This window comes from Archangium sp., assembly GCF_036277355.1.
Taxonomy (GTDB): domain Bacteria; phylum Myxococcota; class Myxococcia; order Myxococcales; family Myxococcaceae; genus Archangium.
Map to the genome: position 1 here is coordinate 1 of NZ_DASUNC010000075.1, position 20730 is coordinate 20730.

Annotated in this window: 23 protein-coding genes; 15 read left to right on the top strand and 8 right to left on the bottom strand. The window is 70.9% G+C overall.

Features of this window, described 5'->3' with window-relative positions:
* Positions 1-198: hypothetical protein (locus VFZ09_RS19800; protein ID WP_329729174.1), on the top strand; the 198-nt coding region annotated here is incomplete at its 5' end.
* Positions 199-200: 2 nt separating this feature from the next.
* Here the strand turns inward: VFZ09_RS19800 and VFZ09_RS19805 are convergent.
* Both VFZ09_RS19805 and VFZ09_RS19810 read right to left on the bottom strand, forming a co-directional pair.
* On the bottom strand, positions 201-1082 hold the full coding sequence (locus VFZ09_RS19805; RefSeq protein WP_329729175.1) for a hypothetical protein: 882 nt from the start codon (positions 1080-1082) through the stop codon (positions 201-203).
* A 264-nt stretch (positions 1083-1346) separates the two neighbouring features.
* Positions 1347-1940, bottom strand: coding sequence for a carboxypeptidase-like regulatory domain-containing protein (locus VFZ09_RS19810; RefSeq protein WP_329729176.1), 594 nt, complete (start codon positions 1938-1940; stop codon positions 1347-1349).
* A 328-nt stretch (positions 1941-2268) separates the two neighbouring features.
* On the opposite strand from VFZ09_RS19810, the gene VFZ09_RS19815 reads away from it, so the two are divergent.
* From VFZ09_RS19815 to VFZ09_RS19830, 4 genes are read left to right on the top strand one after another with little or no spacing between them, the layout of a single operon-like run.
* Positions 2269-2598: a metalloregulator ArsR/SmtB family transcription factor gene (locus VFZ09_RS19815; RefSeq protein ID WP_329729177.1), complete on the top strand. Its 330-nt coding sequence runs from the start codon at positions 2269-2271 to the stop codon at positions 2596-2598.
* Positions 2595-3038 carry an SRPBCC domain-containing protein gene (locus tag VFZ09_RS19820; protein ID WP_329729178.1) on the top strand — a complete coding sequence of 148 codons (444 nt, stop codon included), beginning with the start codon at positions 2595-2597 and terminating at the stop codon, positions 3036-3038. The genes VFZ09_RS19815 and VFZ09_RS19820 overlap by 4 nt, the downstream gene beginning before the upstream one ends.
* Entirely contained in the window at positions 3035-3313 is a 279-nt protein-coding gene (locus tag VFZ09_RS19825; protein WP_329729179.1) for a hypothetical protein, read from the top strand. Before VFZ09_RS19820 ends, VFZ09_RS19825 begins: the two co-directional genes overlap by 4 nt.
* 5 nt (positions 3314-3318) lie before the next feature.
* A complete protein-coding gene (locus VFZ09_RS19830) occupies positions 3319-3849 on the top strand; it encodes a DUF1801 domain-containing protein (RefSeq protein WP_329729180.1) in 531 nt (176 codons plus the stop codon).
* 30 nt (positions 3850-3879) lie between these two features.
* Here VFZ09_RS19830 and VFZ09_RS19835 read toward each other — a convergent pair whose 3' ends face one another.
* Both VFZ09_RS19835 and VFZ09_RS19840 read right to left on the bottom strand, forming a co-directional pair.
* Positions 3880-6381, bottom strand: coding sequence for a DUF2309 domain-containing protein (locus tag VFZ09_RS19835; RefSeq protein WP_329729181.1), 2502 nt, complete (start codon positions 6379-6381; stop codon positions 3880-3882).
* A 2-nt stretch (positions 6382-6383) separates the two neighbouring features.
* Entirely contained in the window at positions 6384-7802 is a 1419-nt protein-coding gene (locus VFZ09_RS19840) for an NADH-quinone oxidoreductase subunit L (RefSeq protein ID WP_329729182.1), read from the bottom strand.
* A gap of 78 nt (positions 7803-7880) precedes the next feature.
* Here VFZ09_RS19840 and VFZ09_RS19845 point away from each other — a divergent pair, with 78 nt between their 5' ends.
* Both VFZ09_RS19845 and VFZ09_RS19850 read left to right on the top strand, forming a co-directional pair.
* Positions 7881-8804, top strand: a complete 924-nt coding sequence (locus tag VFZ09_RS19845; RefSeq protein WP_329729183.1) for a LysR family transcriptional regulator — start codon at positions 7881-7883, stop codon at positions 8802-8804.
* A gap of 103 nt (positions 8805-8907) precedes the next feature.
* Positions 8908-9468: an NAD(P)H-dependent oxidoreductase gene (locus VFZ09_RS19850; RefSeq protein WP_329729184.1), complete on the top strand. Its 561-nt coding sequence runs from the start codon at positions 8908-8910 to the stop codon at positions 9466-9468.
* Between the two features lie 12 nt (positions 9469-9480).
* Here VFZ09_RS19850 and VFZ09_RS19855 read toward each other — a convergent pair whose 3' ends face one another.
* On the bottom strand, positions 9481-10899 hold the full coding sequence (locus tag VFZ09_RS19855) for a serine hydrolase domain-containing protein (RefSeq protein ID WP_329729185.1): 1419 nt from the start codon (positions 10897-10899) through the stop codon (positions 9481-9483).
* A gap of 363 nt (positions 10900-11262) precedes the next feature.
* Positions 11263-12207, bottom strand: a complete 945-nt coding sequence (gene mak, locus VFZ09_RS19860) for a fructokinase (protein ID WP_329729186.1) — start codon at positions 12205-12207, stop codon at positions 11263-11265.
* A gap of 188 nt (positions 12208-12395) precedes the next feature.
* Here mak and VFZ09_RS19865 point away from each other — a divergent pair, with 188 nt between their 5' ends.
* Positions 12396-12680 carry a hypothetical protein gene (locus tag VFZ09_RS19865; protein ID WP_329729187.1) on the top strand — a complete coding sequence of 95 codons (285 nt, stop codon included), beginning with the start codon at positions 12396-12398 and terminating at the stop codon, positions 12678-12680.
* A gap of 87 nt (positions 12681-12767) precedes the next feature.
* Here the strand turns inward: VFZ09_RS19865 and VFZ09_RS19870 are convergent, their stop codons facing one another.
* Positions 12768-13220, bottom strand: coding sequence for a hypothetical protein (locus VFZ09_RS19870; RefSeq protein ID WP_329729188.1), 453 nt, complete (start codon positions 13218-13220; stop codon positions 12768-12770).
* A gap of 177 nt (positions 13221-13397) precedes the next feature.
* On the opposite strand from VFZ09_RS19870, the gene VFZ09_RS19875 reads away from it, so the two are divergent.
* The 6 genes from VFZ09_RS19875 (at position 13398) to VFZ09_RS19900 (ending at position 18513) form a co-directional block, all read left to right on the top strand.
* Positions 13398-14504 carry a hypothetical protein gene (locus tag VFZ09_RS19875; RefSeq protein ID WP_329729189.1) on the top strand — a complete coding sequence of 369 codons (1107 nt, stop codon included), beginning with the start codon at positions 13398-13400 and terminating at the stop codon, positions 14502-14504.
* A 10-nt stretch (positions 14505-14514) separates the two neighbouring features.
* Positions 14515-14688 carry a hypothetical protein gene (locus VFZ09_RS19880; RefSeq protein WP_329729190.1) on the top strand — a complete coding sequence of 58 codons (174 nt, stop codon included), beginning with the start codon at positions 14515-14517 and terminating at the stop codon, positions 14686-14688.
* Entirely contained in the window at positions 14685-15131 is a 447-nt protein-coding gene (locus tag VFZ09_RS19885; protein WP_329729191.1) for a phage holin family protein, read from the top strand. Before VFZ09_RS19880 ends, VFZ09_RS19885 begins: the two co-directional genes overlap by 4 nt.
* 121 nt (positions 15132-15252) lie before the next feature.
* Positions 15253-16518, top strand: coding sequence for a hypothetical protein (locus VFZ09_RS19890; protein ID WP_329729192.1), 1266 nt, complete (start codon positions 15253-15255; stop codon positions 16516-16518).
* Between the two features lie 34 nt (positions 16519-16552).
* Positions 16553-17527, top strand: coding sequence for a DMT family transporter (locus VFZ09_RS19895; protein WP_329729193.1), 975 nt, complete (start codon positions 16553-16555; stop codon positions 17525-17527).
* 359 nt (positions 17528-17886) lie between these two features.
* Positions 17887-18513, top strand: coding sequence for a TIGR02265 family protein (locus tag VFZ09_RS19900; RefSeq protein WP_329729194.1), 627 nt, complete (start codon positions 17887-17889; stop codon positions 18511-18513).
* Here the strand turns inward: VFZ09_RS19900 and VFZ09_RS19905 are convergent, their stop codons facing one another.
* Positions 18514-19551: an alpha-hydroxy acid oxidase gene (locus VFZ09_RS19905; protein WP_329729195.1), complete on the bottom strand. Its 1038-nt coding sequence runs from the start codon at positions 19549-19551 to the stop codon at positions 18514-18516. It lies immediately after the preceding gene.
* A gap of 238 nt (positions 19552-19789) precedes the next feature.
* Here VFZ09_RS19905 and VFZ09_RS19910 point away from each other — a divergent pair, with 238 nt between their 5' ends.
* Positions 19790-20563, top strand: a complete 774-nt coding sequence (locus tag VFZ09_RS19910; RefSeq protein WP_329729196.1) for an SDR family oxidoreductase — start codon at positions 19790-19792, stop codon at positions 20561-20563.
* The last annotated feature ends 167 nt before the right edge of the window (positions 20564-20730 follow it).

Consider the following 20730-nt stretch of genomic DNA (forward strand, 5'->3'; position numbering starts at 1 on the left):
CCCCACCTCTTCCCAAACAGAGGCGCGCTCGAGCCCGATGCACTCTTGCGGTTCCGCACGTCTCTCATTGCCGGCGGTGTCGAAGATCAAGCAGTCGCGGAAGTTCCCCCGGTCCTGCATGAACTGAACGATGGGTTGAGAGAAGCCGGCGCCTTGTGGCTGTTCGGCATGTTCCGGTCCTGGAAGCGCGCCCACTGAGCTCACAGCAGGAACGTCTGGAACGGCAGATCGCTCCTTCCATCGCCGATGCTGAGGGGCACCCATTCGCCGGGAGCATTGGGCCGGGAGTCGAAGAACCCATCACCGCCCGGGTAGGGATTGCCCACGGGTCCTTGACGCAGGCCGCAGTCGCCCGAGGAGGACAAGACGATGGCGAAGCGGGTCCCCGCCGAGAGCGCGACGGGCTCGGGGAAGGCGATCCTCGTGAACTCATCGGACGAGGGGAGCCCGGTGGAGGGAACAGTTCGTGACGCCAGGAGGGTCCCGTCTGGCAGCTCACCCTGGACCCCACGGATCTCGACCCGCAGCTCGCCCGAGGCGCAAGACACGGGCAGGGCCACTTCGCCCAGGTATCCATCGCTTCCAGCCGTCACGACCTGGGCGAGCTTCTGCTCGCTCTCCCCGCCAATGGCAGACACAGCCTCCGATGAGGTGCTCGGCTGTTGTTGATCGAGCAGGAAGACCGCGAAGGGCGAAGAGACCGTCACGAGCGCCCTGGCATCCTTCGGCTCGGCCCTGGCCGCGAGCGTGTAGCCCATGCCACGCGAGTCGATGCTCAGGCCCTCGAACGAGGCGATCCCCATCGCGTTGGTCGAAGCGGTGGTACTTCCCGAAAGTGTCCCCTGGCCCGGGTTGGTCTCGAGCGAGAGCGAGACGGTGACTCCTGAAACGGGCATGCCTTCCGCGTCCAGTGCCTTGAGCTGGATGGCGGGAGCGAGCCGGGTCCCAACGGTCGCGCGGCCTGGCTGGGTGAGGAAGACGAGCTGCGTGGGGGGCAGGGGCCCGGAGCAGGCCAGGGAGAGGAGCGCCACCAGCAAGAGGCCGTGGCGGGTCGGGGGAAGACGGCAGTGCCGCGTATCCATTCTTGACTCCATTCAGGTGCCCGGGGCGGACACCGTGCCGTGGCTCGGGGCCAACCCCCGAGGAACTGGCGGGTGTCATTAGCATGAACCGCGCCAGGGCTCGGGCAGCGGAAAGGGGCGGAGCCAACCCTGGTCGACATGTCGACGATGCGTCGATAACCGTTTTCGAGGCGTCGAAGTGTCTCCCGCCGGTGGTTCAGGGCGAGGCGGCGGTGGTGAAGTCGCGCCACGCGGAAGAGCTGATGGCGCCATCGACCCGGTGCCTCAACAGCTACCGGAAGCGGTGGCGCCCTCACCGAGGCTCACGTTCTCGCGCCACCCGAAGCCCGTGTAGCGCGAGGGGATGGCGGTCGGCGTCGTCCGCACGGGTTGCAGCGAATAGAGCGTGCCGGTGGTGACGGCCGGACCTGCCCATTGCACTTGCGCCGAGTAGGTGCGCCCGGAAGCGTTGTTGTTGAGATGGAGCACCGAGGGTTCCGCGCGGACCTCCGGCGAGGCGAACAGCACGATGGGGTCGCCCGTGGCCGTGTCGCCACCGGAGAGGTTCCCCTCCAGGGTCCCCGTGCGAGGCGTCGGCGCAAGGGTTCCGAGGAGGGTGAGCGTGAGGGTTTGACGCGAGAGTCCCCTGTAGACCGTGGCGATCCGCGAGCCATTGGCCAGCACGGCGACGTCATAGGGGGCTTTCACTCCCGTGAGACTGAAGGCGCCTGAGCTGTCCGTGACGGTGGGGGCCGTGCGGCCCAGGACGAGAATCGAGGCATTCGGGACTGGGTTCCCCTGGGTGTCCACCAACGTCCCGCTCACGGACAGGCTGGTGGGCGGGGTGCCTCCATCTCCGGAGCCCGCATCGGGATTCATCGGGTCGGAGCCTCGACTCTCGGGACACGCCGCCAGCAGCACGGCGCAACAGCACAACAGCAATGACGTTCTCTTCATTGGACAGCGGGAGTCGTCTGCGCCCATGGCCCGGCGAACCTACAGCGCGGCCCCGTCGAGTGTGAGGTCGAAGAGGCCCCGCGCACTCCACGTCCAAGTCGAACGTACGCAACGCATGAGAGGGATGGCCTCTGGGCCGCTGCTTCCGGCGCGACGGACGGCTCCTCGAGACCGCGCCCCCACCCGGCGACGGCCCGGTGGGTTCCACCTGGTGCTTGACGACCCATAAGCGAAGGCTTATGTGTTGGGCATGCAGAGCGCGGCCGAGTCCGAGAACAAGATCTTCCAGGCGCTGGCGGACCCCAGCCGGAGGGCGATCTTCGAGTCCCTCACGCAGGGCGAGGCCGCGGTGAAGGATCTCACGGCGCGTTTCGACATCTCGCAGCCGGCGGTTTCACAGCACCTCGCCGCGCTGAAGGACGCCGGGCTGGTGGACAGCCGGCGCGAGGGGCGCTGCGTCTACTACCGGGTGGAGCCGCGCGGCATGAAGCCCCTCATCGACTGGATCTCCCGCTACCGCGCCTTCTGGACGGAGCGCGTGGGCCGCCTCGAACAGCTGCTCGACAAAATGGACCAATGAACCCCACCGACAAGACCGCTCCCTCCCAGACCGCATCCCTCTCCCTCGAGTTCGATTTGCGGCATCCGCCCGAGAAGGTGTGGCGGGCGCTGACCATCCCCGAGCTGCTCAACGAGTGGCTTCTCCCCATCGTCGAGCTCCACCTCGAACCGGGGGCCTCGTTCACCTTCAAGGCGCAGCCGCAGCCCGGCTGGGATGGGACCGTGAACTGCCGGTTCCTGGAGATCGAAAAGCACAAGAAGCTCAGCTACGCGTGGGTCGTCGGCGACTTCCTCGACACCGTCGTGACCTTCACCCTGACGCCCACGGCGTCGGGCACCCGGTTGTTCCTGGAGCAGTCCGGCTTCAGGCCTGAGCAGAAGCAGAACTTCGGTGGTGCGCGTTACGGCTGGAAGATGATGGGCGGGAAGCTCGTCGACCTGCTCGCGAGGGTCTCATGAACTGGAACAGGTGGATTCGGGAAACGCATCGCTGGCTGTCCATTGCCTTCACGGTGGCCGTCATCGCCAACATCGGCCTCAAGTTCACCGAGAAGCCCGGCGCGGAGGCGGCGGGACCGGATCAGACCGCCATGCGGGTGGGCATGCTGGCGCTGTTCCCTCTCATCGTGCTCCTGTTCACCGGTCTGTATCTGTTCGCGCTGCCGTATGCGGCCAGGTGGCGCAGGGCCGGCGCACCGGTAGTCGAGCAGCAACCCCGTACGCACCTGGAGTGACGGCGATGCCCGGCAAGACGACGAAGAAGGCCCCGGCGAAGAAGACAGTGGCGAAGAAGACGGCCGCGAAGAAGCCCGCCGCCGGGCGTGTCGCGGCGAAGGCGGCGAAGCCGGGCAAGGCCGCCGCCAGCTCTTCAGCGCCCATGAGCGCCTCCGCGCGGATCGACCAGCGGATCGCGAGCCTGGGCGATTGGCGAGGGGCGCGGTTGGCGGAGATCCGCAAGCTCATCCACGAGGTCGACCCCGAGGTGGTCGAGGACTGGAAGTGGATGGGGACGCCCGTGTGGTCGCACGAGGGGATGTACGTTCTCGCCAACCCTCACAAGGACAAGGTGAAGATCACCTTCTTCCACGGGGCCCAGCTCCCCGACCCCCAGAAGCTCTTCAACGCGGGGCTCGAGGGGGGCAAGTGGCGGGCGATCGACCTTCGCGAGGGAGACAAGCTCGACACGCCCGCTCTCAAGGCGTTGCTGCGCGCGGCGGTGGCCTACAACACCGCGCACCCGGTGCCCAAGAGCAAGGGCTCGAGAGCGTAGAGCGCGGGGCGCGGTGGAGGGCCGCCGGGCCTAGACCGCCGGCGCGCTGCCCTTCCCCTTCGTGGAGACCCAGGAGCCCTGGCGCCAGGCCATGGCCTCCTCCCGCCCGGCATCGAGCTGGAAGAGGTAGAGCCACTCGTTCTCCACCAGCTGGCGCACGTGCGGGTGCTTCTCCAGCACCCGCTCGATGGCGGGACGCGGGGCCTCGATGAACACGCTCAGGCGCAGCGGCGTGTGCATCCAGCGCGAGCCGTCATGCAGCGACTGCATCGGCAGCCCGATGCGCAGGTCCCCTCCATTGCCCTCGAAGACCCCGACGTTGCCGCCCACGACGTTGTGCAACACCTTGTTGCCACTGCCGTAGCGCGCGTTGTCCACCGTGGAGGCGTAGTACTGGAGGTTGATCCAGTGCGTCACCACCATCGGCGCCGTCATGATGAGCTCGAGGATGGCGAAGTCCGTGTCCTCCTCCCAGCGGTAGTCGTGCAGGAAGGACCTGCCGGCCAGGTCCACGTGCCGGCAGTGCTCGCGCGGCGCGACGATGAACGCCGCGTTGTTGGCGAGCCCCCACTCGGGCCGCACCTGCGACCAGTCCCGGGCTCGCGCGGAGACGGCCTCGCGCAACGCCTCCCCCTCGAGCCCCGGCAGCCCCAGGTGCACCGCCCGCTCGGCCCGCGTCCAGTGGCCCGCCTCGTCGAGCCAGCCCTTCAGCGTGGACACCTCCTCCTGGTGGCTCCCGGGCAGCTCGTCCAGGTCGAACAGCTCGACCGCGTCCGTCGTCGTGTTGTGCAGCCCCGCGACGAAGCGCGTGCTCCCGGGCACCTCGATGCCCCGCGCCGCGAGGCCCTCGCGCACCTCCGGCTCGTTGAGCAGCGCCGCCACGGCCCGGGCGTTGACCTCGCCCGTCTGTCCGCAGCACGCACCGCAGTCGAGCCCCGCCGCATGCGGGTTGTTGACCGTCTCGCTGCCATGGCCGATGAGCACCACGAGCCGGGCGAAGCCGCGGGTGAGGCTCATGGCCCGGAGGATGCCCGCCGCCAGCTCGCACCGCGCCGCCAGCCCCAGCTCTCCGCCTCCCGCCACCCCGGTCAGCCGCGGCTTGCGGTGCGCGTGCTCGGCGTCCGAGAGCCCGGCGCGCTCCGGGAGCGGCACCGGCCGGCCGAGGCCCAGGCTGTCACTCACCAGCCTGCCCGCGGAGAAGAGGCCCAGGGCCTCGACGAAGGAGAAGCCAGACACCGCGCCCGTCTTGAATTGCTTCCACAGGGCGCTGAAGTCGAGCCGCTGGGCGCGCCGGGTGGCCACCGCCTCCGGCACCTCCGTGTCGGTGACGCGCAGCCGGGGCGCGAGCAGTCCGGGCAGTTGCGGCCGGGTGGCCGGGGAGGCCAGCGGCTGGTACTCGATGGGCAACCCGAAGAACCCCGCGAACCCGAGCGTCTGCACCGAGGGGCTCTGCAGCTCGAGCGCCCGGCGGAACACCTCGGAGCGCACGTCGATGCAGAACACGGCCTGGACCGAGGGATTCGAGACGCGGTCCTTCCCGAGCCCCGCCGGAAGCTGACGGCAGAGCGTGTCCTGGTAGGCGAGCTCGAGCGCCCGGTGCAGCACCCAGTCATCCGCCTGGGACTCCTCGGCGGCGCGGTCGATGGCGGTCCAGCCGGCCATGGCCACCTGCCACCGCGCGGCCACGGCCTGCCCACCGGAGCGGTGCAGCAGCCACTCCCACGCGAGACGGATGGCGAGCAGCTCCACGAGGTGCCCGTCGCTCCGGCCCTCGAGCCGTGCCGTCCAGCGCCGGTACGCGCACCAGGCCGCCCAGCCATTGATGTCCAGCAGGAGCGACGTGAGGTAGTGCTCGCGCTCGGCGGGCGCGATGTCCAGCGCGGTGAGGGCCGAGGCGATGAGCGCGCCTGCGTCTCCCGGCAGCTCGCGCACCAGGTCGCGGTACTCCTTCAGGCCCATGAGGAGCGCGGGGCTCCGGTCGTCCTGGGCCTGCCGGTGCCAGCTCGCGTAGAGGCCTCCCCGCCGGTCCGGGCCGAGCTGCGCCTGGCCCTGGTCGAAGTACGCGGCGCAGAACTGGCTCAGGCTGTGCGTCACGAAGTCGTGCCAGGACATGCCATGGACGAGGTCTCTCCGGTTGTCGAGCACGTCCGTCACCCGCGCGCGGCGCGGGGGCGGCGGCGAGTCGAGCTCGAGCAGGGCCGTCATCCGCTCCACCGTCCGGGGCGAGTCGAGCTGGACGAGGGCCTCGCGCAGGTGCTCGGTGCGGAAGCGGCCCGTGCGCCACTGCTCGCGGTACCAGGCGCGTGGCATCAACAGCCGGCTGCCGGAGAGCGACGTCAGGCGGGCGGAGACCTCCGGGAGCGGCGCGTCGATGAAGTTCCAGAAGGGGTTGACCGCGATGAACCGGTCCAGCGGCCAGGTGGGGGCGATGCGGGCGCAGGCGCGCTCGACGGCCTCCTCGAGTCCAGCCGGGCCCAGCAGCTCCAGGGCGGCGGTGGTGGTGGGGGGGGTGGCGGTGTGCGTCTGGCCCATGGTCAGGCCTCCAGGGTCTCGATGACGGGGGAAGGACGGCCGTGGGGGGCGCGGGGCGGGAGCCTCGGGGGCCAGAGCCGGAAGGTGAGGCGGGTGAAGCTCTCGTCGAGGTAGAGCCCGGCGAAGAGGCGCGGGTAGAGCGTGCGCGCCAGGCGTCCCTCGGGCCGCGCGTGCATGACGGCCTGGAGCACGAAGAGCAGCCCGAAGCCCACGAGGACGAGGGCCAGCCGCGGTGCCATGGCTCCGTCCTGGGCCGGCGCGGCGAGCAGCTGCCCGAAGGCCGTGTGCCAGGTGAAGGAGAGCGTGGCGACACCCAGGGCGCTGAGCCCCACCGTGACGAGGCGGCGCCAGCCCCCGCCCACGCCGCGCACGAGGAGCGGCGTGAGTGCCAGGCCCATGACCCCGGCGAGGGCCCACGCGGCGGGCTGCTGGCGCGAGCTCGCACCGGACAGGGTGCCCACCGCGGTGACGGCGAGGAGCGCGACGCCCGCCGCGGCGAACCACCGGCCGAGCCCCACCGGCTCCCGCTTCGCCACGAGCGCCTGCGTGCGCCACTGGTCCACGGTGCTGCCCGAGCTCAGGAAGGCGTGGGCCTTGTAGAGCGAGTGCGCCACCAGGTGCAGCAGCGCGAAGGACCAGGCGCCCAGGCCGCACTGCACCAGCATGAAGCCCATCTGCGCGCAGGTGGACCACGCGAGCGACACCTTGATGCTCACCCGGGTGGTCATCACCAGCGCCGCCACCACCGCCGTCGTGGTGCCGATGAGGACGAGCAGCGTCTGCGCGAGCTCGGCCTTCGCCATGAGGGGCGCGAGGCGGATCATCAGGAAGCCGCCGATGTTCACGATTCCCGCGTGCAGGAGCGCGGAGACGGGGGTGGGGGCCTCCATCACCTGGAGGAGCCAGCCGTGGAAGGGGAGCTGGGCGCTCTTGAGCGACACCCCGAGCACCAGCAGCACGGTGGCCGCCTGCACCGCCGCGGGGAGCGAGGGGGTGGCCTCGGCCCAGGCATGGAGGTCCGCGAGCTCCAGGCTGCCCACGTGCGAGCCGAGGAGCGCGAGGGCGCCGAGCATGCACAGGTCCGCCACGCGGCTGACGAGGAACTTCTTGTGGGCCGCGACGAGCGCCTGCGTCCTGTCGGCGTAGAAGGTGAGCAACTGGTGGAGCGTCAGGCTGGCCGCCATCCAGGCGAGCACGAGCACCAGCAGGTTGCTGGAGAGGATGAGCACCATCACCGCGGCGAGCGTGGCCAGGAGCCAGCGCAGGTAGCGGGGCCGTCCGGGGTCCCCGTGCAGGTACGCCCGGGAGAAGCGCAGGATGACGAGGCCGATGAAGCCGACCAGCGCCAGCATGACGAGGGTCACCCCATCGAGCCGCACGCCCGGAAGCAACAGGTGCTGCGTGGTGAGGAAGTCGTTCATGCGGGGAGATGTACTCACCCCGAACGTTCATGAAAAATTCATAATAGAGCTTGGAGCGTTCTGTTCTATGGAACGGCCATGGCGGAGACCGTCCTCAACTTCCATCACCTGCGGTACTTCTGGGCCGTCGCGAAGGACGGCAACCTGACGCGGGCGGCGCGGCGCCTGCGGGTGTCGCAGTCGGCGCTGTCCACGCAGATCAAACAGCTCGAGGAGCAGCTCGGACAGGCGCTCTTCGTGCGCGAGGGGCGCGGGCTGGAGCTGACCGAGGCGGGCCGTATCGCCCTGGAGTACGCGGAGGGCATCTTCACGGCCGGCGGCGAGCTGCTCGCGACGCTGAAGGACGGCCGGCGGCGAGAGCACGTGCTGCGGGTGGGTGCCGTCGCCACGCTCTCGCGCAACATCCAGGAGTCCTTCATCAAACCGCTGCTCGAGGAGCCCGGCGTGCAACTGCGCCTGCTGTCCGGGAGCCTCGACGAGCTGCTCCACCGGCTGGAGGCGCACGCGTTGGATCTGGTGCTCTCCAACCGGCCGGTGCAACGGGACGCGGGGCGGCCCTGGCACTGCCGCCGCATCGCCCAGCAGCGCGTCAGCCTGGTGGGCCGGCCCCGGGAGAAGGCCTTCCGCTTCCCCCGGGACATCGCCAGTGTGTCCATGCTCCTGCCGGGCCCGGACAGCGAGCTGCGCGCCGCGTTCGACGCGCTGTGCGAGCAGCTCGGCGTGCGCGTGCGCGTCCTCGCGGAGGTGGATGACATGGCGATGATGCGTCTGCTCGCGCGCGATGCCCGGGCCGTCGCGCTGCTGCCCTCGGTGGTCGTCCGGGACGAGCTGCGCGGCGGCGTGCTGCAGGAGTACTGCGTCGTGCCGGGCCTGCACGAGAGCTTCTACGCCATCACCGTGGAGCGCCAATACCAGCACCCGCTGCTGCGGCCCCTGCTCTCGCGCAGCGAGGACGAGCTGCTGGCCATGGGCCGCGACGCTCCGGACGGCGAGGACGCCTGAGGCGGCGCGGGCGGCAACGCTGGTTGGTCAACGGTGCGGGAGCGCCCCCGTGTCAGCCGTCCCCCTCGGTGGTGTATGCACCATGCGGGGAGGACAGCGAACCATGCTCAAGGTGGCCATCATCGTCGGAAGCACGCGTCCGGGCCGCAAGGCCGAGGCCGTGGCCCGTTGGGTCCTCGAGCTCGCGAAGACGCGCACCGACGCGGACTTCGAGCTCGTGGACATCCAGGACTTCCAGCTGCCGCTGCTCGACGAGCCGGTACCGCCCGCCATGGGGCAGTACACGAAGCCGCATACCCAGGCCTGGGCCGCGAAGATCGACGCCTTCGACGCCTACGTCTTCGTGACGCCCGAGTACAACCACGGCACGTCCGGCGCGCTCAAGAACGCCATCGACTTCCTGTACCGCGAGTGGAACAACAAGGCGGCGGGCTTCGTCAGCTATGGCAGCGCCGGGGGAACGCGCGCCGTGGAGCAGCTGCGTCTGGTCATGGGCGAGCTACAGGTCGCCGACGTGCGAGCCCAGGTCATGCTCTCGCTGCGCACCGACTTCGAGAACTACACCACCTTCAAGCCGGCGCCCCACCACGAGGCGTCGGTCAAGGCCATGCTCGACCAGGTCATCGCCTGGGGTGGGGCGTTGAAGCCGCTGCGGAAGAAGTGACGCGGCGGCCGGTCATTCCCAGTCGTACGCGATGTCGGCGATCTTCCCCGCGGAATCCAGGCGGAAGGTCCACTTCATCGTGACATCCTCGCCGTACACCGCGCGGTAGACGCGCTTGCGCGAGTCTCCGTCCTTCTGGTCCTCGAGCAGCGTCAACCGGCGCAGCGGCGGCATGAGGGCATTGCCCGGAGTGCCGAAGCCCTGGAGAACGGGCAGCAGCTCCTGCTGGGCGCTCGGCGCGAAGGCGGCGGCATCGAGCGTGCCCTGGAGCAGGCCGTCCACCGCTCCGCGAAGCACCTCCGTCAGCGCCGGCTCCGCGTCCGGAATGCCCGGGGCGTTCAGCTCCGGCAGCGGCGGCAGGTAGAGGCTCGCGATGTTGGGGGCCAGCAGGGGCAGCAGCGCCTGCTCGTTGGTCAGGACGATGACCGTCAGCTTCTTCTCCGGAACGCGCAGCACGTCCCCCAGCGCGCCGCCCCCGGAGTGCCCGAAGGTCTTCAAGCCCCGCAGCGTGCCGTGGGTGAAGGCCACGCCGAAGTCGCCCTCGCGGCCGTCGTTCAGCTTGAAGGGCGTGGCGGCGGCCTGTTGCGACTCGGGCGTCAGCAGCGTGCCCTGGTCCATGGCCACGGCCCAGCGGACGAGGTCCCTCACGCAGGAGAACGCTCCGCCCGCGGAGTAGGTGTGGGGCGGGTAGAGGAACCAGGCACGCTGCTGCGCGCCGTCCTCGTAGCGGTAGGTGGTGGCCCGGCGGGGGATGACGTCGGCGATGCGCACCGGCCCCTGCTGCCGCGCGTGCTCGAAGCGCGTGCACGTGAAGCCGAGCGGCTCGAAGACGCGGCCGCGCAGCAGCTCCTCGAAGCCCTGGCCCGTCACCTTCTCCAGCACGTGGGTGAGCACGACGAAGTCCGTGAGGCCATACGCGCTGCGCTCGCCGGGCGTGTACTCCAGCGGCGCCTTGCGGGCGGACTCATACCGCTCGGCGACCGAGGCGTCGGTGCGGGTCTGCTCCTCGGAACCCTTCTTCAAACCCGACGCCACGCCCGACGTGTGGGCGGCGAGGTGCCGCACGGTGAGCCCCTTCCACGTCTCGGGCGCGTCGGGCAGGTACGTCGAGAGCGGCTCGTCCAGGCCGAGCTTCCCCTCCTGCGCCAGCAGCATCACCAGCGTGCCGGTGAAGATCTTCGTGGCGGAGGCGATCTGGAACGCGGTGTCCGGTCCGCTCTTCGCCTCGGCTTCCAGGTCCGCGAGGCCGTAGGTGGAGAGGTTCTCGAGGTGACCGTCGCGGACGACGGCCACGGCCGCGCCGGGGACATGGTTCTTCTCCAGGACGGCCTGGATGTAGGCGTCGGTGGCGCGCGCGGCGTGGGAGGTCGCGCAGCCCGCGGAGAGCAGCAGGGCGGGCAGGAGGAGGAGGGCAAGGGAGCTCGAACGCATGCGCCCCCGGCTAGCAGTCGAGGACGGGCCTGTCGACAGGACCTTGCCTTCGGGCCTCCAGGCTCAAGGAGCTGGAGTCCTCCGAGCCCTCACGCGCCACGAGGGCCGCCGAGCGGTTGCGGGCCCTGCCCGCCTTCACGCGCCTGTCTCCGGGGGAGCTGCTCGCCCGCGGGGACTCGGTGCGCCGCAAGCACGCGCTGGCCGTCATCGCCCACGAGCACGGCCACGCCTCCTGGGCCGAGCTCGAGCAGGCCCTGGGCGAGGACGAGGACGCGCCGCCCCGGCTCGGCACGAGGAGCCGGGCGTGGACCTCGAGGAGGAGCTGCAGGTGCTGCTGGCCCTCTGGCTGGACCGGCTGCGCCCCTATGGGGATGCCGGGTACAACGCCATGCCGTCGTGAGACTCCTGCTCCCCGGGGCGCCACAGCCAGGCGGCGCCTCGGACGCCACTCGAGTCGCCGTGCAGCGCGGGGCGCAGGGGCGTGTCCACCTCCGCGCCGAAGACCCAGCGGGCCCACAGCTCCGGCACCAACCGGTACAGCGCGGAGACATTGGACATGCCGCCGCCCAGCACGATGACGTCCGGGTCCAGGATGTCGATGACGTGGGCGAGGCCGCGCGCCAGCCGCTCCGCGTAGCGCTGGAGCACCGTGACGGCGGCGGGCTCACCGGCCTCGGCGCGCGCGGCGATGTCCGGCCCGGGGAGGCGGGTGCCGGTGAGGCGCGCGTAGTCGTTCTCGAAGCCGGTGCCGGACACCCACGTCTCCAGGCAGCCGCGCTTGCCGCAGTAGCAGTCCGGGCCGGGAGTCTCCTCCGGCGTGGCCCAGGGCAGCGGGTTGTGGCCCCACTCGCCGCCCACGCCATTGCGGCCCACATGCGGGCGCCCGCCGAGCGCCACGCCCGCCCCCGTCCCCGTGCCGAGGATGGCGGCGAACACCACGGCCTCGCCCGCGGCGGCGCCGTCGCTGGCCTCGGACACGGCCAGACAGTTGGCGTCATTGGCCAGACGGACGGGGCGGCCCAGCACCCGCGCCAGGTCCCGGTCCAGCGCACGTCCATTCAGCCACACCGAGTTGGCGTTCTTCACGAGCCCGGTGCGTGAGGACAGGGTGCCCGGAATGCCCACGCCCACGCTGCCGCGCTGGCCCGTCTGTCTTTCCAGCCGCGCGCACAGCCGGGCGATGGTCTGGAGTGTCCCCTCGTAATCATCTCGCGGGGTGGGGACGCGGTGGCGCCCCAGCTCGCGTCCGTCGTCGCCGAGGGCGAGCGCCTCGATCTTCGTTCCGCCGAGGTCGATGCCGATGCGCACGTGTTGCCTCCTGGACGGCGAGGATGCCACGCATTGCAAGGGAAGCCCCTGCCTTTTCATGGGCGGACGTCAGGAAAAAAGCAGCCCGGGTGGATTCAAACGAGACACGCTGAATCGAGACAGACAGCGAGGCACCCGGTGCTAGAGTGGCACGCCTTTCCCCCCAACCCCCAACGAAGGAGCCGGACATGAAGAGCCCCTGGCTGAACGCAGTGGTCCTCGCGGTGGCACTGGCGGCGAGCGCTTGCGGCCCCACGGACGAGACGCAGGAGCTGGAGCAGGGCAACGTCGAGCAGCAGCTGCCGATGTGTGACGAGAATGGCGTGTGCCCCACGGGCTACTACTGTGACGGCAGCGTCTGCCGCCGGGGCCTCGTCGATGCGATGCTGTATGCGTGCACCGCCGACGGCCGATGCCCCACGGGCTACTACTGTGACGGCAGCGTCTGCCGCCGGGAGCTCGCGGCCCAGTAGATTCAGGAGAGCGCGGGCCTGAAGGGCCGCGCGCGAAGTGCCCGTGGGCTGTCTCGAGCAGGTCAGCCCACGGGCGGAGTCAGCGTTTCAGCAGCCGCTGCGGCAGTCCTGATAGCAGTTGGAGCTGTTCTCGATGCCACCGCAGTAGCCATCGCCGCACCAGGTGCCGTAGGTGCAGTCCTCGGGACAGGTGGACGGCTCCCCCTGGTTGCAGAAGCCATCGCCGCAGACGTAGAGGCCGTTCACCGGCTCGCGCTGCTGCTCGGGCGCGGCGAGGCAGCCGCCGGAGCAGTCCTGATAGCAGTTGGAGCTGTTCTCGGGGCCGCCGCAGTAGCCATCGCCGCACCAGGTGCCGTAGGTGCAGTCCTCGGGACAGGTGGACGGCTCCCCCCGGTTGCAGAAGGCATCGCCACACACGTAGAGGGCCGCCTCGTGCTGCCCCTGGGCCGTCTCGGGGGACTCCGTGCCGTCCACCGGGCCACACGCCGCCATCATCAGGGACGACAGTGCCGCAACCACCACTCCGGTCCACTTGCTCATGCAAGCTCCTTGGAAAAGGGAAATCCGGAGGTTACCAGACAGCCAGCCGTCGCCGAACCGGGGCCGCCTCGCACTTGCGCAGCCGAGCGGGCTCGACGCGGCTGGCTGCCCTGCCTTGCCGGGAACCGTTCAGCGTCCCACGTTTCCCACGATGGAATGGGCTCCGGGAGGGACGGGATGCTGCAACCGCTGATGGCGCTGCTGGCCATGGCCAGTCTCGGCGCGGCTGGAGGGACGGCCACTCCGCCGCGCTGCACGGTGGACTCCGGCTCGGGACCGCTCACCGTCCTGCGCGCCGAGGACTGCACCGAGCTGACGCGGTTGCGCGAAGAGCGGGACTCGTTGCGCCAGCGCTTGAGCGAGGTCCAGCGGGAGCCCGGCGAGGGCGCCACGGGGGGCTCGGGCGAGGAAGGCATCGCCGAGCCGCCGTCACCACCACCGCCGCCCGCCGCGACCCTGGAAGCGGCTCCTCGAGCGGAGCCGGGCGCGGTGACGGAGGAGCTGCGCGCGCTGCGCCGGGAGGTGGCGGAGCTGCGGCAATCCCTGTCGGAGGCGGAGGCCCGCCGCGCCGCGCCGGTGGAAGCGCCGAAAGCCGAGCCGCCCGCGCGGGAGGAGAAGTCCGAGCGCGAGGAGGCGCTGGAGCTGCTGCGCAACACGGACATGCTGACGGTGCAGAACGCCAACCCGGCGGAGCGGCAGGTGCTGGGCGAGGTGAACGTGGCCAACCGCACGCAGACGGGCGAGGTGGGTTTCATCCTGGAGCCACAGGTGCGGGTGGGGACGCCGTGGAAGGTGGAGTTCGGCGCGGGCGCGCAATTACAGAACCTCGCGGGCGAGCAGTCGGGCACCACGGGCGCGGTGTCCGCCTATGCGCTGGGGCAGTTCTTGGATGAGAAGGGCGCCCGGCCGCAGTTGGCGTTGTGGGGCCAGGTGACGAGCCCGCAGGGGGACGAGGGCGTGAGCGCGGAGGCGCGGGTGCTGGCGACGAAGACGTTCGGCCAGACGCGGCTGCACGGCAACGTGGGCTACAGCGCCCGCCAGGACTCGGCGGATGACTACCTGCTGGGAGTCGCGGCGGACCATCCCATTGGCGACCGGCTGCTGCTGCAGGGCGATGCGTACTACGTGAATCCCCTGGGCGAGGGCGCGGCCTCGGTGAACGCGAGCGTGGGCACGGGCGTCCGGGTGGGCCGTGCGTTCGTGGTGACGGGGGCGGTGGGTGTGAACGCGACGAATGTCGATGTGGCGCCACGGCTGTTGTTCGGGGTGCTCGGGCGCATCTAGGGAGGAAGACATGCCCATTCTCTACTTGCTGATGGGGCTGGGGCTGCTGGCACTGTGGGTGGTGGCGCTGGTGCAGGGGGGCGTGGTGGGCTGGTTCCTCTGGCTGACCTTCGGGGTGGCCATCGGCGTGGTGATGCTGGCCATCCTCCACTTCGCCTACGAGTGGAGGCGGAGGGCGACGTGAGCAGGTGCCGCGGCGACGCGGCGGTCGAGAGGAGGCAGGCCGTGGAGAGCTGGAAGATGCCCGAGAAGGACCTGTCGACGAACGAGCTCGTCCGGCGGGCGATGAGCGAGGCGCGGCTGTTGGCGAAGGCGGAGCTGCTCCACGCGAAGGTGGAGCTCGCGCAGGAGGTCCGCGCCGCACGGGCCTCGGGCATCTTCGTGGGCGGTGGCGCGGCGCTGGCGCTGGTGGGCCTGGCCCTGCTCTTCGTCGCGGGGGCGGCGGCGCTCGCGTTGCCGCTGTGGGCCGCGGCGCTGCTCGCGGCGGGCGTGGCCTTCGTGCTCGCGGCGGTGCTCGGTGCCATCGCCTGGACGAAGCTGCCGAAGAAGCCCATGCGCCACACGATGGAGCGCCTGTCGATGGACCTCGACGAGCTCCGCCAGCACATGGAGCTCTCGAAGCACTGAGGTCCTCGCGGGCTTCGGATGGCTGGCCACACACCGCGCCGGGCCGCTAGGGTTCCGCGTGCGCCGGGGGCCATGCGGGCTCCCGTGACGCTTTCCGTAACACCTTCCGGAGACATCGACGATGCGGCTGCGCACGACCCTCCTGCTGGGCCTGCTCACTGGCTGTGCCACCCCGGCTTCCTCCTCGAGGACCGAGGCCCCGTCCCAGGCCCCCGCCGAGGCCGCTCCACCCCCGGCCTCCGCCGGGTCCGCTCCCGCCTCGGAGAAGAGCGACGTGAAGGCGCTCTTCGCGCGCGAGCTGGCGCCACTGTCCAAGCAGAAGGTGTCCGCGCCGGATGGCTCCTTCACGGGCGAGGTGGAGGCCACGGGCGCTCCCACGCTCCAGGCGGGCGAGGGGCTGTTCGTGCTCAGCATTCCGCTGGGCACCGGCAGTCCGCTGACGTGCTTCGTGTACTCGCAGCCGGTGGACGCGGGCGGCGCCATCTACCGGCTGGTGGAGATGGCGGGGCAGCGCACGGAGCTCCAGCGCGTGCGCATCACGGACATCCGGCTCATCGGCGAGAGCCCGGCCGTGTACGCCGAGGCCGAGTACCGGGTGAACGGGCCTCGGGGCAAGGCGGCGGGGCTGGCCAAGATGATGGTGTACGCCGATGACCGGGTGCCGCTGGTGTGCACGCACGACGAGCCGGGCTACTCGGAGAGCTTCGCGCGGGTGACGAGCGGGCTGGCCGCTTCGCTCCAGGGCTCCGGCGGGACGCCACCGGCCTCGCGCTACTTCGAGTTCAGCGTCATCCGCGTGCGGGGCCTCCCGGTGGGCTTCGAGAAGCACACCATTCGCGAGGCGGCGGGCGGCGGGCGGCTGACGGAGGTGGAGTCGAGTCTCTTCTTCCCGCGCTCGCCCCGGGAGCTGAGCGTGCACGACAGCGTCTCCTCGGAGCTGTCCGACAAGGACGGCAAGCTGGTGGCGCGCGACTTCGCCCGGGCCAGCAATGGCGAGCCCGACATCCAGATGGCGCTCGAGCAGGTGCAGGGCCGCGAGTACCACTACGAGGGCACGCACCTGGGCAAGGCGCTCAACGGCACCTTCACCGCCCCGGCGGACCTGGCCACCGAGCCGGGCACCGCGCGCCTGCTGCGCGAGCGCTTCCTGCCGGGCCCGGAGCAGGAGGTGACGCTGCACTACTACATTCCCACCGCCAACCCGGCGGCGCCGGTGCAACAGGTGCTGCGCAAGGGCGCGGCCGGCTCGCGCGAGCTGAGCGTCGAGATGGGCCCCTTGAAGGCCACGCTCACCCTGGACGCCCAGGGCATGGGCGAGAAGATGGTGGCCCCCCTGGGCGACACGGAGATGGTGCGCGAGCGCGTCCGCGTGCGCGGGACGCCGTGAAGCCCGTCTGAACGCACGTGGTATATGGCCCGCCATGCCGTCCACCGCCGGGGCCTCCCGCGCCCGCCTGCTGCTCGCCTACCTCGCCTGTTTCGTCCTCTGGGGCTCCACCTGGTCCGTCGTGAAGGTGGGCCTCCAGGACCTGCCCCCGCTGCGCTTCGCCGGGGTGCGGATGCTGCTCGCCGGCCTGGTGCTGCTGCCCTTCAGCGGATTGCTCCGCGTCCGGCCCGGCGCGCGCACCCTGGGGATGCTCATGGGCGTGGGCGTGCTGCAGATCGCCCTCCCGTATGGGCTGCTCTTCGTCGCCCAGCAGTGGATTCCCTCCAGCTGGTCCGCGCTCCTCTTCTCCACCTACGCCGTGTGGCTGCTGCTGGTGGGGCGCCTGCTGCTGCCGGATCAGCCGCTCACGCCCCTCAAGCTCCTGTCCGCGGGGCTGGGGCTCTCCGGCATCGTCGCGCTCCAGTACGAGCACCTGCACGGCGTGGGCCTCACCGGCCTGGTGCTGGCCGGGTGCGTGCTCACGCTGGTGGCCACCGTCTCCATCTCCCTGGCCAACGTGCTCGTCCGCCGCTCGCTGGCGCACGTGCCCACCCGCCTCTCCGTCTGCGTGCAGACGCTGAGCAGCTCCGTGCTGCTGCTGGCCGCCTCCGCCGCCCTCGAGTCCCACCTGCCCGGCCACTGGACGCCCCGCGCCCTGCTCTCCATCACCTACCTGGCGGTGGGCGCCACCGCCCTCACCTACCAGCTCCTCTTCTGGCTCCTCGCGCGCGTGCCCCTGGCCGTCATCGGCGTCATGCCGTTGCTGGACACGCTCGTGGCCGTGTTGCTCGGCGTGGGGATGCTCGGCGAGCGCGTGGATGCCTCGCTGCTGGTGGGCGGCGCCCTCATCCTCTCCAGCGCGGCCCTCGCCAACCTCCCGTCGTCTCCTCCCGCTCCGGCCCCCTCCGCTCCCGCCGAGGCCTCCTCCACTCCCGAGCCCCTGGCGTCTCCTCCCCGCCGGGCCGCCTGAAGTGTTCACGGGCTCTTCTCCGCCGCGCGGTGTCGGCTAGGATGCCGCACCCGCGGGGGGATGGGGCAATGTGCCCCACCGGGGGGCCGGGCGTGTCGCTCAACGAACACAGGGGGTTCCGGAAATGACCACACCCGGCGTGGACGGCGCTCACGGCGCGTTCGAGCGAGCGGCTGATCGGCTATACCTGCGCCATTCGGATGAGCCGCTGGCGGTGGCCATCGGACGGATCCTCCGGGGCGCGGTTTTACCTGGAGCCCCGGTTGTGTCAGGATTTCCGGGATGCGCATGGATGCCAGCAACCCGCCCTCCAGAAGGCGGGCAGGCCGAACGGGGCCGGTAACGGGAGGGCGCACGGCATGAGTGGCGTCAGCGGGGAAATGCATGCGGTGCGCTCCGAGGCCGAGCTCGACGTGGAGCGGCGTCTGGCATTGGCCACCATGCAGGACACCATTCGAGGGATGCACTTCCGGAGCGTGAAGGACGCGATGTTCGCGCTCCGGGGCGCGGCGGCGATGGAGGAGTGCCTGACGGAGTGCGGAGGGGTGCGCAGCTTCGTGGACCTGTTCGCCTACCCGGCCGGGGACTTCCTGCGGATGGCGAGGCGGGCGGCGTGGATGATGGAGGGGGCGGCCGGCAGCTTCGAGCAGTCGATGCGGATGCTGGGGTACATGGGGACGGCGGTGTTTTTGGGCAGCCAGGTGGGCCGGGCGATGCAGGTGCTCATCTCGGGCACGCCGCGGCGCGTGCTCGAGTACCTGCCCATGGCCTACAAGGTGGTGATGCCGGCGGGGAGCGGAATCTCCGTGAGCTTCCTGGGCCACACGCGGGCCTTCATCACCTTCGAGCGGGACTTCCTGCCGGTGCAGTACGTGGAGGGCGCGCTGGAGGCGCACCTGAAGCAGGCGGGAGCGCGCTCGGCGCGCATCGTGGGGCGGCCGAAGGCGCCGCTGAGCAGTGAGTACGAGCTGAGCTGGGACTTCTAGTCAGGGCCGCGGGGGCGGGGCGAGCACGTCGGCGCCCACGTCGGACAGGCGGGGCAGGCCGGCGAGCGCGAGCGCGTGGGCGGTGTCCTCGCGCAGCGAGTCGAGCACCTGACGCACGCCGTCCGCGCCCCCGGTGGCGAGCCCCCACAGCACGGGCCGGCCGAGCAGCACGGCGCGGGCCCCGAGGGCCAGGGCGCGCAGCACGTCGCGGCCGGAGCGCACGCCCCCATCCACGAGCACGGGGACGCGGCCCTGGGAGGCCTCGACGACTTCGGGGAGGGCCTCGGCGGTGGCGAGGGCGCCATCGAGCTGACGGCCCCCGTGGTTGGAGACGATGAGGCCGGCGGCGCCGTGGTGGAGACACTCGCGGGCGTCATCGGCGCGCAGGACGCCCTTGACGAGCACGGGGAGGCCAGAGTCCTCGCGCAGGCGGGCGATGTCCTGGAAGGTGACGTCGGGGGCCTGCTCGGCGAGGGCGCGGTGGGTGAGGCCCTCGAGGTTGGCGAGGAAGTCTTCTTCGGGGAGGGGGAGGGCGGAGTCGCCGCGGTTGCGGCGCTTGTGGCCCACGTAGGGCGTGTCCGCGGTGAGCACGAGGGCGCGGGCCCCGGCGGCGGCGGCGCGCTGGACGAGGGCGCGGGTGAGGCCGCGATCGCGGAAGACGTAGACCTGGAACCACCAGGGCCCGGCGGCGGAGGCGACGTCCTCGATGCGGCGGGAGGAGCGGGAGGAGAGGACGAGGAGGGAGCCGGCCTCGCGGGTGCCGCGAGCGGTGGCGAGCTCGGCATCGGGGTGGGCGAGGGAGTGGAAGGCGGTGGGGGCGACGAGGAGGGGGGAGGCGAGTGGGGTGCCGAGCAGCGTGGTGGAGGTGTCGACGGAGGAGACGTCGCGGAGGATGCGGGGACGAAGGCGGAGACGGGCCCAGGCGGCGGTGTTGGCGGCGAGGGTGGACTCATCGCCGGAGCCACCGGCGTAGTAGTCGAACACGGCGGAGGGCAGACGCTCGCGGGCGAGGGCCTCCAGCGCTTCGTAGGGGAGCATGGCGGGGAGTCTACACGTCGCGCTCCCTCTCCCCCTGGGAGAGGGTGGGGGTGAGGGTCTTCCCCCCGAGTGACAGGGACTCGTGGAACGCGGGCGGCGGAGCATGGCGGGGCCACGTCCGCCTGCCCGGCCCTGTGCTCGCAACGAGCCCTGTTCCGTGCTTGCCGGAGGGCTGTCTTCCTCCGGACAATCGCGGCACCGGGGGGGTCCCGGGTCTCAGAGGGAGTCAAAAGCCATCATGAAGAAGCTGGAGAACAAGGTCGCCATCGTCACGGGTGGGGGCAGCGGCATTGGCGCGGCGACGGCGAAGCTGTTCGTGGAGCAGGGCGCGAAGGTGCTCATCGTGGGCCGCGGCGAGGAGAAGCTGCGCAAGACGATGCGGGACGTGAACCACGAGCATCTCAGCTACACGGTGGCGGACGTGTCCAGGGAGGAGGACACGCAGCGCTATGTGAAGGACGCGGTGGCACGCTACGGCGGCATCGACGTGCTGGTGAGCAACGCGGGCACCGAGGGCCCCTACAAGCACATCCTCGAGCACACCGTGGAGGACTTCGACACGGTGCTGGCCACGAACGTGCGGGGCTCGTGGATGGCGGTCAAGTACGCCTTCCCCGAGCTCCAGAAGCGCGGAGGCGGCAGCGTCATCCTCACCTCGTCCATCATGGGCGTGGCGGGGTTCCCGGCACACTCGGCGTACACCACGAGCAAGCACGCGGTGGTGGGCATGGCGCGCGCGCTGGCGCATGACGGCGCGCCGTTCCACATCCGGGTGAACGCGGTGTGCCCGGGCGTCATCGACAACGACATGATGGCGTCCACGCACCGGCTGCTCGCCCCCGGCGCCGAGGAGCAGCTGAAGAGCACGCTCACCGCCCGCGTCCCCATGAAGCGCTACGGGACCAACGAGGAGATCGCCCGGATGTACCTGTTCCTCGCCAGCGACGACAGCAGCTACAGCACCGGCGGCGTGTACCTGTCCGACGGCGGCCTCACCGCCGGCCTGCTGTAATTCCTTTCAATCCCTGTCGATATCCCCTCTCCCTCCGGGAGAGGGTCAGGGTGAGGGTATCCGGGCCCGTTCTTCAAACCCGTGACCCACGGTGTGGACAGTGGGTTCAACCCGGGATGCTTCGACCTTACCCAGAATCTGTTCCTCGTCGGATAGCCTGGAGCCCT